At 68.9% G+C, this 14,891-nt stretch carries 12 protein-coding genes; 5 read left to right on the top strand and 7 right to left on the bottom strand.

The window, feature by feature from the left end; genetic code table 11:
* The first annotated feature begins 36 nt into the window (after positions 1 to 36).
* From AC07OX_RS17725 to nagZ, 4 genes are read left to right on the top strand one after another with little or no spacing between them, the layout of a single operon-like run.
* Positions 37 to 912 carry a DUF7164 domain-containing protein gene (locus AC07OX_RS17725; protein ID WP_495261020.1) on the top strand — a complete coding sequence of 292 codons (876 nt, stop codon included), beginning with the start codon at positions 37 to 39 and terminating at the stop codon, positions 910 to 912.
* 26 nt (positions 913 to 938) lie between these two features.
* Positions 939 to 1,721, top strand: coding sequence for a pyridoxine 5'-phosphate synthase (locus AC07OX_RS17730; RefSeq protein WP_495261019.1), 783 nt, complete (start codon positions 939 to 941; stop codon positions 1,719 to 1,721).
* Positions 1,718 to 2,110 carry a holo-ACP synthase gene (gene acpS, locus AC07OX_RS17735; RefSeq protein ID WP_495261018.1) on the top strand — a complete coding sequence of 131 codons (393 nt, stop codon included), beginning with the start codon at positions 1,718 to 1,720 and terminating at the stop codon, positions 2,108 to 2,110. Before AC07OX_RS17730 ends, acpS begins: the two co-directional genes overlap by 4 nt.
* A 44-nt stretch (positions 2,111 to 2,154) precedes the next feature.
* Entirely contained in the window at positions 2,155 to 3,252 is a 1,098-nt protein-coding gene (gene nagZ / locus AC07OX_RS17740; protein ID WP_495261017.1) for a beta-N-acetylhexosaminidase, read from the top strand.
* On the opposite strand, the gene AC07OX_RS17745 is transcribed toward nagZ, so the two are convergent.
* Genes AC07OX_RS17745 through AC07OX_RS17755 form a run of 3 tightly spaced genes read right to left on the bottom strand, consistent with a single transcriptional unit; the run spans position 3,222 to position 6,952 of the window.
* A complete protein-coding gene (locus AC07OX_RS17745; RefSeq protein WP_495261016.1) occupies positions 3,222 to 5,132 on the bottom strand; it encodes a glycosyltransferase family A protein in 1,911 nt (636 codons plus the stop codon). The genes nagZ and AC07OX_RS17745 overlap by 31 nt on opposite strands.
* 19 nt (positions 5,133 to 5,151) lie before the next feature.
* Entirely contained in the window at positions 5,152 to 5,679 is a 528-nt protein-coding gene (locus tag AC07OX_RS17750; protein WP_062475511.1) for a YgjP-like metallopeptidase domain-containing protein, read from the bottom strand.
* 7 nt (positions 5,680 to 5,686) lie between these two features.
* Positions 5,687 to 6,952, bottom strand: a complete 1,266-nt coding sequence (locus AC07OX_RS17755; protein ID WP_495261015.1) for an Hsp70 family protein — start codon at positions 6,950 to 6,952, stop codon at positions 5,687 to 5,689.
* 94 nt (positions 6,953 to 7,046) lie between these two features.
* On the opposite strand from AC07OX_RS17755, the gene AC07OX_RS17760 reads away from it, so the two are divergent.
* Entirely contained in the window at positions 7,047 to 8,384 is a 1,338-nt protein-coding gene (locus AC07OX_RS17760; protein ID WP_495261014.1) for a galactosyl transferase GMA12/MNN10 family protein, read from the top strand.
* Between the two features lie 48 nt (positions 8,385 to 8,432).
* Here AC07OX_RS17760 and AC07OX_RS17765 read toward each other — a convergent pair whose 3' ends face one another.
* The 4 genes from AC07OX_RS17765 to AC07OX_RS17780 form a co-directional block, all read right to left on the bottom strand.
* A complete protein-coding gene (locus AC07OX_RS17765; protein ID WP_495261013.1) occupies positions 8,433 to 9,227 on the bottom strand; it encodes a class I SAM-dependent methyltransferase in 795 nt (264 codons plus the stop codon).
* A gap of 23 nt (positions 9,228 to 9,250) precedes the next feature.
* Positions 9,251 to 10,789: a lysine--tRNA ligase gene (gene lysS, locus AC07OX_RS17770; RefSeq protein ID WP_495261012.1), complete on the bottom strand. Its 1,539-nt coding sequence runs from the start codon at positions 10,787 to 10,789 to the stop codon at positions 9,251 to 9,253.
* Between the two features lie 151 nt (positions 10,790 to 10,940).
* A complete protein-coding gene (locus AC07OX_RS17775) occupies positions 10,941 to 14,225 on the bottom strand; it encodes a glycosyltransferase (RefSeq protein WP_495261011.1) in 3,285 nt (1,094 codons plus the stop codon).
* A 17-nt stretch (positions 14,226 to 14,242) separates the two neighbouring features.
* Positions 14,243 to 14,887: an LON peptidase substrate-binding domain-containing protein gene (locus AC07OX_RS17780; RefSeq protein WP_495261010.1), complete on the bottom strand. Its 645-nt coding sequence runs from the start codon at positions 14,885 to 14,887 to the stop codon at positions 14,243 to 14,245.
* Between the last annotated feature and the right edge of the window lie 4 nt (positions 14,888 to 14,891).

A 14,891-nucleotide genomic window follows, 5' to 3' on the forward strand; every position in this document is an offset into this window, starting at 1 on the left:
ATGATCGATCGAAACGCCAACCTGAGAACCGAAGCCATGCGTCTGGGTGTCCTCGTCTACGTCGACGACAAGAAAGAAATCGTCGACGAGTTCCACTGGCTGTACCGGAGCATGATCGTCTCCGGCGTCTTCGCGCGTGGCGGCGAGCTGATCGCGGTGTGCCACCCGAACGTCATCGCGCAGCTGCCCACCGACGACCGCATCGTCGTGATTCCGGGCCTGCCCTACGCCGACCAGCACCCCGAATGGGCCGGCTACGGCTACATCAATTCGATCGCGAACCTGTGCGACCCGGCGGTGCTCGCGGTGTGCCGCAACTACGACGCGATCCTCAAGACCGACTGCGACACCTTCGTCACGCCGGCGCTGGCCAGCTTCGAGCCGACCGGCCTTTGCTTCGGCTTCGGCGCCTATGCGTACCAGGAAGAGGTGCGCCGCAAGCTCTCCGAATGCAGCGCGCGCTGGGGCTTTCCGCATTCGGGGCTGCACAACGTCGGCGCGTCGGTGCTGGGGCCGACCGAGTTCGTGGGCAACTTCGTGCAGGCCCAGCTGGACTACTGCCACAAGCTGCTCGACGAAGAGTTTCGCGACTTCCAGGGCGAGTGGCCCGGCTGGTGCAAGAACGTGCTCACCATGTACGCCGGCGAGCTGGCGCTGCGGCGCACCTACCCCCAGCGCTGCTCGCTGGGCCTGCTCGACCACCTGCCGTACGCCGACCGCACCTTGGGCGGCGACGTGCTGCACATCCACGGCTGGCACACCGACCAATACTGGTCCAAGCATCATTTCCGTGCCGGCGCCTACGACCACATGGCGCCCGGCGACATCGACAGGACGACGCTCGGCGGCTACTGTCACTGGCTTGCCGTCACCCCCACCGACGACCTCCGGGCCGGTGCGGGCGGCGCATGAACGAAGAGAAGAAAGCGATTGCGTCCATGAGCGATACCTCCGGCACCTCCTCCTCCCTCCCTCGCGCCACCACGGCCCTGTCGGTCAATCTCAACAAGGTGGCCCTGGTGCGCAACACGCGCCACCTCGGCATCCCGAGCGTGGTGGGCGCCGCCCAGGCCTGCCTGGCGGCGGGCGCGCAGGGCATCACCGTGCACCCGCGCCCCGACGCGCGCCACATCCGCGCGCACGACGTGAGCGACCTGTCGGAACTGCTCGCGCGCGACTGGCCGAACATCGAGTTCAACATCGAAGGCAACCCCTTCCACAACCTGATGGATTTCGTGCGCGACCTGAAGCCGCACCAGGCCACCTTCGTGCCCGACAGCGAAACCCAGTCGACCAGCGACCACGGCTGGAGCTTCCCCGAAGACGCCGAGCGCCTGCGTCCGCTGATCGCCGAAGCAAAGGCGCTGGGCGTGCGCGTGAGCCTGTTCATGGACCCGATCCCCGAGATGATGGCCGCCGTCAAGGCCGTGGGCGCCGACCGCGTCGAGCTCTACACCGAAGGCTACGCCGCCTCGCGCGGCACGCCGCAGGAAGCCGCCGTGCTCGCGCGCTACGTGGCCGCGGCGCAGGCCGCCCATGCGGCGGGCCTGGGCGTCAACGCCGGCCACGACCTGAGCCGCGACAACCTCACGCCGTTCCTGCGCGCCGTGCGCGGCGTGCACGAGGTGTCGATCGGCCATGCTTTCGTCGCCGATGCGCTCGAACTCGGGTACGCCGCGACCACGCGCGACTACCTGCGCTGCATCGCCGACGCCGCATGATCTACGGCATCGGGACCGACATCTGCGACGTGCGCCGCATCGCGGCCACCTTCGAGCGCCAGGGCGAGCGCTTCGCCCGCCGGGTGCTGAGCGACGCCGAGTTCGCCATCTGGCGGGCCCGCGCCGCGCGCTGGCCCAAGCGCGGCCTGAGCTACCTCGCCACGCGTTTTTCCGCCAAGGAAGCCTTCAGCAAGGCCATCGGCCTGGGCATGCGCATGCCGATGAGCTGGCGCCTGTGCGAGATCGCCAACCTGCGCAGCGGCAAGCCGGTGATCGTGCTGCACGGCGAGCTCAAAGACTGGTTCGAGGCGCAGGGCCTGACGGCGCACGTGACCGTCACCGACGAAACCGAGTACGCCGCCAGCTTCGTGGTGGTGGAAAAGGCCTGAACGAATCTCCGGCGCCGTTGCGCCTTGCCGACCGATCGACCGACATGACCGAACTGACTCACGCGCCGCTCCTCATCGATGTGGCCGGCACTGAACTCACCGCCGCCGACCGCCGGCGCCTCGCCAACCCGCATGTGGGCGGCGTGATCCACTTCACCCGCAACTGGCAGGACCGCGGGCAGATGACCGCGCTGAACGCCGAGATCAAGGCGATCCGGCCCGACCTGCTGATCTGCGTCGATCACGAAGGCGGCCGGGTGCAGCGCTTTCGCACCGACGGCTTCACGCGGCTGCCTTCGATGCGCAGCCTGGGCGAGCTGTGGATGCACGATGCCCTGCGCGCCACGCAGGTCGCCACCGCCGCCGGTCAGGTGCTGGCCGGCGAGCTGCGCGCCTGCGGTGTCGACTTCAGCTTCGCGCCGGTGCTCGACCTGGACTACGGCGGCAGCAGCGTGATCGGCGACCGCAGCTTCCACCGCGACCCGCGCGTGGTCGCGCTGCTCGCCAAGAGCGTGATGCACGGCATGCTGCAGATGGGCATGCGCAACTGCGGCAAGCACTTTCCGGGGCACGGCTTCGTGCAGGCCGACTCGCACGTCGAGATCCCGGTCGACCGGCGTAGCCTGAAGGCCATCCTGGCCGACGACGCGCGGCCCTACGACTGGCTGGGCGGCACGCTCGCGGCCGTGATGCCGGCCCACGTGATCTACCCGAAGGTCGACAAGCGGCCGGCGGGTTTCTCCGAGAAATGGCTGAAGGACATCCTGCGCCAGCGCTTCGCGTTCGACGGCGCGGTGTTCAGCGACGACCTGAGCATGGAGGCCGGTCGCTACATCGACGGCCAATTGCTGAGCTACACCGACGCCGTGCTGGCGGCCCTTGCAGCGGGTTGCGACCTCGCGCTGCTGTGCAACCAGAGCATCGGCGAAGGCCGGCCGCTCGACGAAATGCTCGACGGCTTCACCGCCGCAGCGGCCGACGGGCGCTGGCAGGGCGATGCGGCCAGCGAGGCGCGGCGCCGGTCACTGCTGCCGGGCGACGACGCGCTCGGCTGGCAGGCGCTCACGGCCTCGGCGCGCTACGTGCAGGCGCAACGCCTGCTGGCCGGCGCTCAGCCCCGGAAGGGCCGCACCGGCAGCTGATTCGCCGCGGGGCCGAGCAACGCGGCCACCTCAGGCGTCTCGAACAGCGATTCCAGCCAGGGCTTGTCGGCCAGGCCGGCCTGGAAGAACACCTGCAGCAGCCGCAGGGTTTCGGTGCGCAGCGCGCGCGTCAGAATTTCAACGTCGATCCGCGGCGTGCCGGCGGGCGCAAGCGCCGCGCAGGCCTGGGCCTGCGCCACGGTGCGCAGCAGTTGTTCGGCAAAGTCGCGCTGCGGCGGCCACAGGTGCGCGTAGAGCTGGGCGATGAGATCGATGTCTTCCACACGGCTGCGCGGCAGCAGGTGACGCAGCACCGCGCGCCGCGCGCGCATGGCGAGCGAGGCGGCCTGCGCGAGGTCGGCCGGCGGCGCGACCGGTGCCGCGCGGTGCAGCAGCTCGGGAATGACCGCGAAGCGCGCACCGGCCACGATGCAGCGGCACAGCATCTGCAGTGCATCGTGCACAGCGAACTCGGGATCGTGGCGCACGCCGGTGCGTTCCAGGAAGCCGCGGCGCACCAGGCAGGCCGACAGCCGCAGCGGCTCGGGGCCCAGCGCTTCGGCCACGATCTCGTCGTGCCGCTGGGCGTACTTCAGCGGTCCGGCGGGCGTTTCGCTCCAGCAGCCGACGATGTCCAGGTCGGGGCAGGCAGCGAGCAGCGCGGCCTGCCGCTGCAGGCGACCGGGCAGGGCGCGGTCGCCCGTATCGGCGAAGACGACGTGATCGCCGGTGGCCTGCGCGAGCGCGAGGTTGCGCAAGGTGGCGCGGTCGCAGGGCACGGGTAGCGCGATCCAGCGCAGGTCGGGGGCGATGGCGCGCGCCTCGCTTTCAGCTGACGCAGGCAGACCCGCCGCCACCACGACCAGCTCCAGCGCCACATCGGCCTGTGCGGCCCAGTCGCGCAGGTCCTGCAGCCAGTCGTCACGGCTGCCGTCGGGTACCACGCTGACGGTGAGGCAGACCGTCACGCGCGGCATCGCCACGGGCGGCACGCGGTCGGGCTGCTGGGCGCGCCAGGCGAAGTAGCGTTCGAGCGCGGGGCCGATGTCCGGCGGCGCGAAGGCCCGCTCGAGCGTGTCGAGCCCGTCGCGTTCGAGTTGCGCGCGGCGCGGCGCATCGGCGACCAGCGCGACCACGGTGTCGACCAGCTGGTCGTAGGGCACGCCCACCACCGCATCGCGGAAGGCGGGGTCGATCTCGCTGTCGGGGTAGAGCTCGCAGACCACGGCCTTGCGATGGCGCAGCAGGATCGACAGCCGGGGCGTTTCGACCACGCGGGACGCTTCCCAGTTGTGCAGGTTCAGCATGACCTTGGCGCGGCGCATGCGGTCTTCGCGCTCGGCCTGGGTCCAGAACCCGCCGCGCGTCATCTCGACGCGCAGGCCGCGCGCCATCAGCGCTTCCAGCACGTCGATCCGGCGCTGCGTGAACGAGCCGAAGAAACAGACGTCGATGTCGCGCTCCTCCTCGGGCAGGACTTCCGACAACGGCAGGATGCGGGCCGCGTCGGGTTCCCAGCCCAGCGGCACGTAGTCGGCGTTCTGGTAGCCGAGCTCGCGGTGGCGATGGAAGTTGGTCTTGCTGTACTCCCACAGGTAGCAGCGCGGGAGCAGGTCGAGGTAGTTGGCGTTCCAGGCATGCGTGCCCTCGATCATTGGCTCGAGGTTGACGACGATGCAGTTGGGATGGAGCGGTGCGATGCTCTTCCAGGGAATGTTCCAGAAGAAGAACAGCAGGTTGATCGCGTCCGGATCGACGACGGCCGGGGCGTAGGCCGTCGGATAGCCCAGCCGCTCGGCCGCCAGCCGGTAGGTCCGCACGATGTCGCCGCAGACCGCGTCTTCGGACAGTGACGTGAAGTGCAGCCGTGGCAGGGTCATGGGCGACGACTGTACCGGGTCAGTCCGCGGCCGGCGCGCCCACCGCCGCGGGCCACAGCGGCGCACCGCCCGCCTCCAGGTGCGTCAGGTACAGGCGCAATTCGAACTCGAAGCGGTGGTACTCGGGCTCCATGTGCGTGCACAGTGCGTAGAAGGGCTTGTCGTGGTTCTTCTCGCGCGTGTGGGCCAGCTCGTGCACGACGATCATGCGCAGCCATTCGAGCGGCACGGTCTTGAACAGGCTGGCCACGCGGATCTCGCGCTTGGTCTTGAGCTTGCTGCCCTGCACGCGCGCGATGGTGGTGTGGGTGCCCAGCGCATGGCGCACCACGTGCAGCTTGTTGTCGAACACGGCCTTGGCCAGCGGCTCGGCCTTGCGCATGTACTCGCCCTTGAGCTCGCAGGCGTAGTCGTACAGCGCGCGGTCGGTGCGGATGTCGTGCAGGCCGGCGTAGCGTCCGCGCAGCAGGGCGCCGAGCTTGTCGGCGGCCATCAGCTCGCTCACCTGCGCGAGCAGCGCGGGCGGGTACGCGGACAGGTACTTCATCGGTGGCTCACCCCGCCGTGCGTGCCGAATAGGCGAGCCCGGCCGCCACGCCGCCGAGCAGGTCGCCCTCGATCAGCGGCACGCCCGCGAAGCTCGCGCGCAGCGCCCGCTGGAACGGGCGCAGGGCCGACGAGCCGCCGGTGAGGTAGATGGCGTCGAGGTCGCCACTGCGCAGGCCGGCGCGCTTCACGCAGGCGTGGGCGCAGGCCACCACGTTCTCCAGCGGCGCCGCGAGCTGCTGCGCCATGTCGGTCGGCGTCAGCGCGGAAGCCAGCCCCGCCTCGATGCACGACAGGTCGATCTGCACTTCGGCGTCGCTGACCGAGCCGTTGATCTTGGCCTGCTCGACCTCGCTGGCGATGCGGTGGCCGTGGCGCTCCTCGAGCACCGTCATCAGGTGGTCGTGCAGCTGGCGGTCGCTGTAGCTGGTGCGCAGCTCACGCGCCTGGCGCACGGCCTTCGGAGCGTAGAGCCAGTTGATCAGGTGCCAGGACGACAGCTCGAAGAACACCTTGCTGGGCACCTCGCGTCCGCTCGGGCCGAGGTGGCGCAGGCCGAGCAGCGGCATCACGCGCTCCAGGTTCAGGCGCTGGTCGAAGTCGGTGCCGCCGATGTGCACGCCGCTGGTGGCCAGCACGTCGTCGGCGCGGTCGGGGCGCGCCATGCGCTCGGGGCCCAGGCGCACCACGGTGAAGTCGGAGGTGCCGCCGCCGATGTCGACGATCAGGATCAGCGATTCGCGCGTGACGCGCTGCTCGTAGTCGAAGGCCGCCGCAATGGGCTCGTACTGGAAGGACACGTCGCGCAGGCCGGCCGCGCGGGCGGCGTGGCGCATGCTTTCCTCGGCGCGCTGGTCGCGCTTGGCGTCGTCGTCGACGAAATGCACCGGGCGGCCGATGACCACGCGCTCGGGGCGCTGACCCAGCTCGCGTTCGGCGCGCGTCACCAGCTCGTGCAGGAAGCGCGCGATGATGTCCTCGAAGCTGACCAGCCCGTCGTAGACGGCGGTCTTCTCCTGCATCAGCGGGCTGCCGAGCAGGCTCTTGAGCGAGCGCATGAGCCGGCCTTCGACGCCGGACAGGTACAGCGCGATGGCGTCGCGGCCGAAGTGCGTGCTGCGGTCCTCGGCGTTGAAGAAGAGGGCGGTCGGCAGCGTGGTGGCGCTGCCCTCGATGGGCAGCAGGCGCGCGGCCTCGCCGGGGGAGGCAAAGGAAACCGCGGAATTCGAAGTGCCGAAATCGATGCCGATGGCCGGGGTGCGTAGGGGATTCATTCAAGCAGGAAATCGGAGGGCCCAAGAGTGTAGAGGGTCGGCCGGAGCGCGCGATAGACTGCGCCCCAATGACCACCCCACCCGGACGCCGTCGATGCCGCTGTGCCTGACCTTTTTCGACCGGCTCGACGAGCCGGTGCTACGCAACCACAGCCACTACTGCCGCCGTTTCGGCTACCCCCATGCCTGGGTGGAGAGCGAGCGCGCCGGGCATCCCGCGCTGCGCGACTGCGCGAAGTACGCCGAGATGCTGCGCCGCCTGCGCGGGCTCGACGAAGGCGACTGGCTGCTCTTTCTCGACGGCGATTCGGTGGTGTTCCACCCGGTGGCTGTCGAAACGCTCCTGGAAGGCCGCGACCTGCTCGTGGTCGACGGACCCAAGGGCCTGCCGCTGTGCAACCTGATGATCCTGCGCAACACGGCGGCCAACCGCGCGCTGCTGCATGCGCTCATCCGGGCGGCGAGCCAGGTGGTGGCGCGCGTCACGCCCCGCCTCGACGCCGCGGCGCTGCTGCGTCCGGCCGGCATGCTGCCGTGCAACGGGCTCATCGGCGACTGCTACGTGAACGTCTCGTGGCGCATCGCGAACTGGTTCACCGCCCGCATCTTCGTGGTGCACCTGGCGCCCCTGGTGGAGCTGGATGCCGAAGGTCGCGTGCTGGACGAGCTGCTGCACGACGCGAACCTGCAGCGCCTGCTGGTGCGCCGGGTGAATGCGGCGTTGACCGACGGCGAGCCCGTGCTGCCACCGCCGGCCTACCCGGCGATCTCGGAAGACGCCTATTCATGCGTCAACCCGCAGGCGCCCATCGCCTTCGTCACGCTCTACACGCACCACATCAACGACTACGCGCGCGTGTCGGAGCACAACGTGCGGCGCTACTGCGAGCGGCACGGGTACGGCTACCACGTCTACCGCGCCATCCCGGGCGAACTCGATCCGTCGATCAGTGGCGCCTGGGTGAAGAGCTGGCTCGTGAAGCGGCATCTCGCGCAGCACCAGTGGGTGGTGTGGATCGACGCCGACACGCTGTTCGTCAACCAGACCCAACGCATCGAGCCGCTGCTCGAAGGCCGCGACCTGCTGTTCGCCAAGGACATCGGCGCGTGGGACGTCAACTCGGGCGTGATGGGGTTCCGCCACACCGAGCGCAACCTCGAACTGCTCACGCAATTGTGGGAGCGCATCACCGGCGTCGACGACAAGTCGACCGTGTACGCCAGCCAGGGCGACCAGTACTACACGAACGTGGTGCTGGGCGAACACGGCCTGATCGGCGACGCGGTCGTGACCGACCTGCTGAGCATCAACACGCCGCCGCACCTGGCGGGCGACGACAGCCTGCTGGTGCACTTCGTGGGGCTCGGGGAACCTTACCGGTCGGTGTACATGGCGGACATGGACGCGCGCTCCAAGCGATTGGGGGGCTGATCAACGCCGCATTCCGTCCGCTGGGCGCGAACGGAATGCCTCCCGGCATCACCCGCCGTAGGCGTAGGTCGGCGGGTAGGCGTTGGACGCCATCTCTCGTTCGGCCTCGTCGCGGAACTCGCCGTGGTGCGGGCTGAGTACGTAGAGATTCTGGTCGGCGCACAACCGGGCGAGGTCGGCCATGGACTGCACCTGCACCGTCAGGCCTTCAAGGGACAGGGCGGCCGGAAACACATCCGCCTTGTGGCGTTCGAAGATGTCACGGCCGGGGCCGGGGAAGCTGAACCGGTGATCGAGCACGCGGAAACCTGTTTGGTAGAACATCTTGCGCGCATCGAAATCGGTGAAGAAGCGCAGGTGCGTGAAGTCGAGCAGGCCCCAGTGGGTGTAGCGCCAGTGCCCCCGGAACGCGTCGTACAGCAAGGGCAGGTTGGACGCATTGGGGAGGCTGATCAGGATGTGCGCATCGTGCGCGACGATGCGTTTCAGGCCGCTGAGCAACTGCCACGGGTTGACGAGGTGCTCGAGCACGTCGAACAGGCACACGAGGTCGAAGGGGTGGGTGAGCCCCAGCGCGGCGAAATCGACGGTCTCCACGTCCTGCTCGACGACCTGGTCGAAATGTTCGCGCGCCACCTGCGCTGCCGCGGCGTTGAACTCGCAACCCCAGAGTTCGCAACCGGGGTAGCGCTGACGCAATGCGTGGCCGACACCGCCGGAACCGCAACCGATGTCGAGGGCAACCGTGGGAGGGCGCTGGATCATGTCCAGGCACTCGGGCCTGGGGTTGAACGGGTAGACGTATTCCTTCTTGTCGCGGTCTTGCCAGAGAAAGTCGGTCACGGACAGCGTCCCCGTCGGGTGGGTCAGCCTTCCCGGCGCAGCGCCGGGAACAGGATCACGTCGCGGATGCTCGGCGAATCGGTCAGCAGCATCATCAGGCGGTCGATGCCGATACCGCAGCCGCCGGTGGGCGGCATGCCGTATTCGAGCGCGCGCACGAAGTCGTGGTCGTAGAACATGGCTTCGTCGTCGCCGCTGTCCTTGGCGGCCACCTGTGCGTTGAAGCGCGCGGCCTGGTCTTCGGCGTCGTTCAGCTCGCTGAAGCCGTTGCCGAATTCGCGACCGGTGATGTACAGCTCGAAACGCTCGGTGACCTCGGGGCGCTCGTCGTTGGCGCGTGCCAGCGGCGAGATCTCGGTCGGGTGCTCCATGATGAAGGTCGGCTGCCAGAGCTTCTCTTCCACGGTCTCCTCGAAGTACATCACCTGCAGGCTGGCGAGGCTGCGCTGCGAGAGCTTGTCCTTTTCTTCGCTCAGGCCGAGCTTGCGCAGGGCGTTGATGAGCCAGGCGCTGTCGTCCACGCCATCGCCCGCATCGGTGTGCTTGAGGATCGCTTCGCGGATCGTCAGGCGCTCGAAGGGCTGCGTCAGGTCGACGGCCTTGCCGCCGTAGGTGAGCTGCTGCGTGCCCACGGCCTTGTCGGCGATGGTGCGGATCAGCGTCTCGGTGAAGTCCATCAGGTCGCGGTAGTTCCAGTAGGCCGCGTAGAACTCCATCATCGTGAACTCGGGGTTGTGCCGCACCGAGATGCCCTCGTTGCGGTAGCTCCGGTTGATCTCGAACACGCGCTCGAAGCCGCCGACGATCAGGCGCTTGAGGTACAGCTCGGGCGCGATGCGCAGGAACATCTCCTGGTCGAGCGCGTTGTGGTGCGTCTTGAACGGCTTGGCGTTCGCGCCGCCCGGAATGGGGTGCAGCATGGGCGTCTCGACTTCGAGGAAGTCGTTGGCGACCATGAACTCGCGCAGCGCGCTCACGGCCTTGCTGCGCGCGGTGAAGCGCACGCGGGCCGACTCGTCGGTGATCAGGTCGACATAGCGCTGGCGGTACTTTTGTTCTTGGTCAGCCATGCCATAGAAGTCACCCGGCAAAGGACGCAGGCTCTTGGTGAGCAGGCGCAGGCGGGTCACCTTGATCGACAGCTCGCCGGTCTTGGTCTTCATCAACGTGCCTTCGGCACCGAGGATGTCGCCGAGGTCCCAGCGCTTGAAGTCGGCGTACGCCTCTTCGCCGATGGCGTCGCGCGTCACGTACAGCTGGATGCGGCCGGTGGCGTCCTGCACGGTCGCGAAGCTGGCCTTGCCCATCACGCGCTTGAGCATCATGCGGCCGGCGACGCTGACGGCCACGGCCTGCGCTTCGAGCGCCTCGGGCTCGGTGCCGCCATGCTGCTCGGCCAGCGCCGCGGCGCGGTGGCCTGGTTTGAAGTCGTTCGGGAACGCGACCCCCTTGCCTTCGGTTTGCGCCGTGCGCAGCAGCTTGAGCTTTTCGCGGCGTTCGGCGATGAGCTTGTTGTCGTCGACGGCGGGCGTGGGAGCGGGGGGGGTCTGTTGGTCGGACATGGGAGGCGGGTGATGCGCAACCGGGAGCGTGCGCGGGGGTTGGCATTTTAGCCGATAGGGCGTGGGCAAAAGCCGCAGCTATCGCCCGCCTGTTCTGTGCAATACGCTATTAAAAAGGGAGCACTGCATCCAGCGTCGCTCCCTGCACGGATCAGATGTTTCCAATCAGCTGATCGCGTGCGGGGGCCAGGAAATACGCGATTTCCGGGGTGTCCATGCGCTGCGCCAGCCACTGCGCGTCGATCAGGTCGGCCATGCGGTAGCGAAGGATCAGCCGCACGGCCTCGCGCCGGAGCACGCGCGCCAGCGTGGCGGCTTCCAGGTTCGAGGGGAGGGACGGCAGTGCCGCGACGCGTGCCATCAGGCCCAGCACGGCCGCGGCAAACGCGGCGTCGGGCGGCCAGTAGGCGGCGCGCATCTGCGCCAGCTGCTCGTGTTCGTGTGCGGCGAGCGAGGGGAAGTACCCGCGCAGCAAGGCATGCTGCGAACGAACGGCGGCGTCGCTCGCCGCGAGCGCCTCGTCCTCGCTCGGCGTCGTCGGCACACCGCGACAGCACAGCGGCGCGGCGATCGCTGCCAGGCGGGCGCCCGCCGTCGCGCAGCGGTGCAGGAAATACTGAGCCTCGAGGTCGCCGTCGAACGCATCGTCATGGCGCAGGTCGTGCCGCACGAGGAATTCGCGCCGGTACATGCAGGTGCGTGCGCGCAGCACGCGGTCCGTGCCGAGAAATTCGGCGCGGATTTCGTGGTCGAGTTCGGGCGCCCGGTGCACCTGCAGGGTCTCGCCTTGGCCTTCCTCTAGCCAGCTGCCAACGATGTCGATCTCCGGATGCGCGGCCAGGAAGGCGGCTTGGCGGTGAAGCCGGTCGGTGGCGGCGGCGTCGCCTCTGTCCCAGAACACGAGGTAGTCGGCATCGGCCTGGCGGATCGCGGCGTCGCGGGCGTTGGCCCGGTTGAACTTGTCCCGCAGCAGGATGACCGTGCCGTCGGGGTGAGCCGCCATCTCGCCGGCGCGCGCAGCGGAGGTGACCCGGATGACGGCCAGCTCGCAGTGAACTTGCGCCGCGAGGTCAGGCTGGGGATGGGTTGCGGCGTGTTCCGCCGCAATCACGACCGCCACCCGAAATCGCTGCGCCTGCGCCGCCTCGCTCCAGGTGCCGGGCTGCTGCGCCTGCCATTGGAAGTAACGGTCCAGCGCTGGACCGAGCCAGCGCGTTTGCGCCCGGGCAGTCAGGCGCTCGTACCCGATGCGCTCCAGCTCGGCCCGCCGCGCCGGATTGGCCAGGAGGCGAAGCGTGGCATCGACCAGGTCCTCCCACGGGGCGCCTTCCACCGCGTCGCGCAGGCTCGGGTCGAGGTCGCTGTCCGGGTAGAGCTCGCAGACCACCGCCTTGCGGTTGCGCAGCAGGACCGTCAGCCGGGGAATTTCGACGATGCGCGAGTTGTCCAGCTGGTGCATGTTGATCACCACCTTGGCGCGTCGCAGGTGGGCATCGCGCTCGGCATTGCGCCAGGGCCGCGGCATGGGCAGGACCACGCGAACGCCCCGCGCGATCAGCGCTTCCAGCACCTGCACGCGGCGCGGGGTGGTGGCGCCGAAGAAGACGACGTCGATGTCCTGCTGCGCATCGGGCAGGACGGTTTCCGATGCCGGCTCGGCGCCGGCGCCGCGCTGGTAGGCGAGCGGCACGTGGTCGGACGCGGTGAAGCCCAGTTCGACGTTCTTCTGGAAATTGGCGAGGCTGTACTCCCAGAGGTAGCAGTTGCGCAGCGTCGCCTGGTACGCCTCGGAGAAGCAGAAATTGCCCGGCGTCAGGTGCTCGAAGTTGACGATGATGCAGCGCGGGTGGAGCTTGTCGAACCACTGCCAGTCGGTCCGCCAGACAAAGAACACGACGTTCACGACCTCGGGGTCGAGCTGGTGCGGCGCAAAGCTCGTCGTGTACCCGAGGGCTTCCGCCGCCAGCCTGTACGACTCGACGATGTCGTCGAACTGGTCCACGTCGGGGATGCCGTGCAGGTGCGTGAAGTGCAGCCGTTGCCTGCGTTGTTCGCGCTGCGCGGGCCGCAGCCATGGCGCTGGAGCTGCTTCGCGCGGGCCGGTGGCGCCGTGTTCGATGCGCAGGGTGTCGTGGCCCATGACCACTGCCCTGAAGCGATCTGGGTACCCCATGTAGTGCAGCATGAAGCTGTCGCTGTCATGCAGCGCGGGGTGCGAGTTGAAGGACACGCCATCCGACAGCGGCATCGCCGCCTCGCCGCCCGCTTCGCGCCAGGCGGCCACGAAGAACGCCTGGTCACCGCCGGACAGGTAGATGCCGCTCTTGTCGGCGACCTCGTCGATCAGCGCCTGCACGCGTTCGAGGTACGCGATGCAGACCGGCGTGTTCGAGAACACCATGAAGCCGCTGTTGAACTCGTAGCCCGACACGTCGCGCGCCAGCGCCACTGGTCGGCCGCGCAGCAGGGCAGCCAGCGGCCGCGTGCGGTCGTGGATGAGGATGTCGGCATCGACCCACGCGACCTGTTCGTGTTCGGCCAGGTGCTTGAGCAGCAGCCGGGGCTTGATCCAGTTGCCGGCCACGCGGCCCCGCAGGTCGGCGGGCAGGTCGCGGTAGACGTGGTGGGTGTAGCCGTGGTGGTCGGCGTAGGCGGCGATGTTGCGCTCCGACAGCGTGGCGTAGCCGGCGATGTTGGGCGTGTAGCTGGTCAGCAAGGCAACGGGGCGGCCGGCGTTGCGCACTTCGTAGTCCGGCTGGCCCGTAGGGGGCGGCGGCAGGTCGTCGTAGAGCTGGCCGTCGCGCGCCAGCACCGTGTTGAGGTAGTCCACGAAGATGCCCCGCACCCGCCTGTCCTGCACGTCGACGTGGACCGCGGGATTGAACGAGAGCACGAAGGCCGAGACCTCGGGCAGGTAGTGGCCGAAGCGGGCGAACAGCAGGTTGGGGTAGTGCCGGCCGTCGATAAGCTGGTGATGCGGATGGGCTGCAAGGCCTTCGAGCTCCCGGTGCGCCCAGCGGTCGGTGCCGGCCTCGGGCGCGGTGCGCAGGCGTTCGAGCACCTGGGCCACCAGGGCCGTCGCTTCGGGGCCCGCGCGCAGCATGAAGCAGCTGCCCTCGGGGCGGTGATGGTGCTCGTTCTCGGCGATCCAGTGCGCTGCGTCGCCGATCACGGCCGGTGCCGGCAGGGGCGCGAGAAAGGCCGCGTCGTCGTCCGCGAAGACCAGCAGCGTGCCATCGGGCGCATCGGCCAGCGCGGCGCTCACCACGCTGTACTTGTAGACCAGCAGCGTGCGCGCGCTGTTGTGCGGCGTGCCGATGGCGTGCAGGCGGTGCGCGTAGCCCCAGCGGGCGCAGTAGGCGCGGTGGTTGTCCGCGAAGGCCTCCGCGCCCGCGCGCAGCAGGATCGAGTGGAAGCGGACCGGCGCCGGGCTCATCTCGCGGCGGGCCGTGTCTAGTCGGTGATGCCGGTGCGCGCCAGCAGATCGCTCACCAGCTCCAGGCGCATCAGCGGGCTGTCGAGTTCCATCAGGCGCTGCTTCAGTTCGACCTGCATCGGCACCAGCTCGCACCAGCGGTTGGCCACCCACCCGCAGTCGTCGAGGCGATAGGGCGCGCCGATCGGCAGGCGCACGGTGTCGCCCTGCGCGTGGCGGCGCTCTTCGAGGGTGTCGATGAGGCGGCGCAGCGCGGTGGCGGTGTGGCGCAGGTCGTCGGGGATGTCGAGCGCGACGTCGTCGGCAATGGCCTCGACCTCCGCGACCCACAGGCCGTGTTTCTGCAGCTCGCTGCTGCGCACGCGAAAGCGCTGCGTGCCGACGCATTCGATCTGCAGCAGGCCGCTTTGCGGCGCGTCGAAGGTGCGGATGTCGGCGAGCGTGCCGACGGCGGCAAAGCTCTCGGCTTCGGCGCCGGCCTTGCGCACCTCGGCGCCGCTCGTCAGGCTGACCACGCCGAAGGGGGCGCCGGCCTTGCGGCACTTGCCGATCATGTCGAGGTAGCGGACCTCGAAGATGCGCAAGGGCAGCAGGCCGCCGGGGAAGAGAACCGTGCCGAGTGGGAACAATGGCAGTGAATGCAAAAGGGGTTGTGTCGTCATCGAA

Source organism: Variovorax sp. GW821-FHT09D07 (assembly GCF_059416345.1).

Coding starts and splice junctions, on each gene's coding strand:
- AC07OX_RS17780 (WP_495261010.1), bottom strand. CDS start 14,887: ATGACGACACAACCCCTTTTGCATTCACTGCCATTGTTCCCACTCGGC.
- AC07OX_RS17730 (WP_495261019.1), top strand. CDS start 939: ATGAGCGATACCTCCGGCACCTCCTCCTCCCTCCCTCGCGCCACCACG.
- AC07OX_RS17745 (WP_495261016.1), bottom strand. CDS start 5,132: ATGACCCTGCCACGGCTGCACTTCACGTCACTGTCCGAAGACGCGGTC.
- nagZ (WP_495261017.1), top strand. CDS start 2,155: ATGACCGAACTGACTCACGCGCCGCTCCTCATCGATGTGGCCGGCACT.
- acpS (WP_495261018.1), top strand. CDS start 1,718: ATGATCTACGGCATCGGGACCGACATCTGCGACGTGCGCCGCATCGCG.
- AC07OX_RS17775 (WP_495261011.1), bottom strand. CDS start 14,225: ATGAGCCCGGCGCCGGTCCGCTTCCACTCGATCCTGCTGCGCGCGGGC.
- AC07OX_RS17755 (WP_495261015.1), bottom strand. CDS start 6,952: ATGAATCCCCTACGCACCCCGGCCATCGGCATCGATTTCGGCACTTCG.
- AC07OX_RS17725 (WP_495261020.1), top strand. CDS start 37: ATGCGTCTGGGTGTCCTCGTCTACGTCGACGACAAGAAAGAAATCGTC.
- AC07OX_RS17760 (WP_495261014.1), top strand. CDS start 7,047: ATGCCGCTGTGCCTGACCTTTTTCGACCGGCTCGACGAGCCGGTGCTA.
- AC07OX_RS17750 (WP_062475511.1), bottom strand. CDS start 5,679: ATGAAGTACCTGTCCGCGTACCCGCCCGCGCTGCTCGCGCAGGTGAGC.
- lysS (WP_495261012.1), bottom strand. CDS start 10,789: ATGTCCGACCAACAGACCCCCCCCGCTCCCACGCCCGCCGTCGACGAC.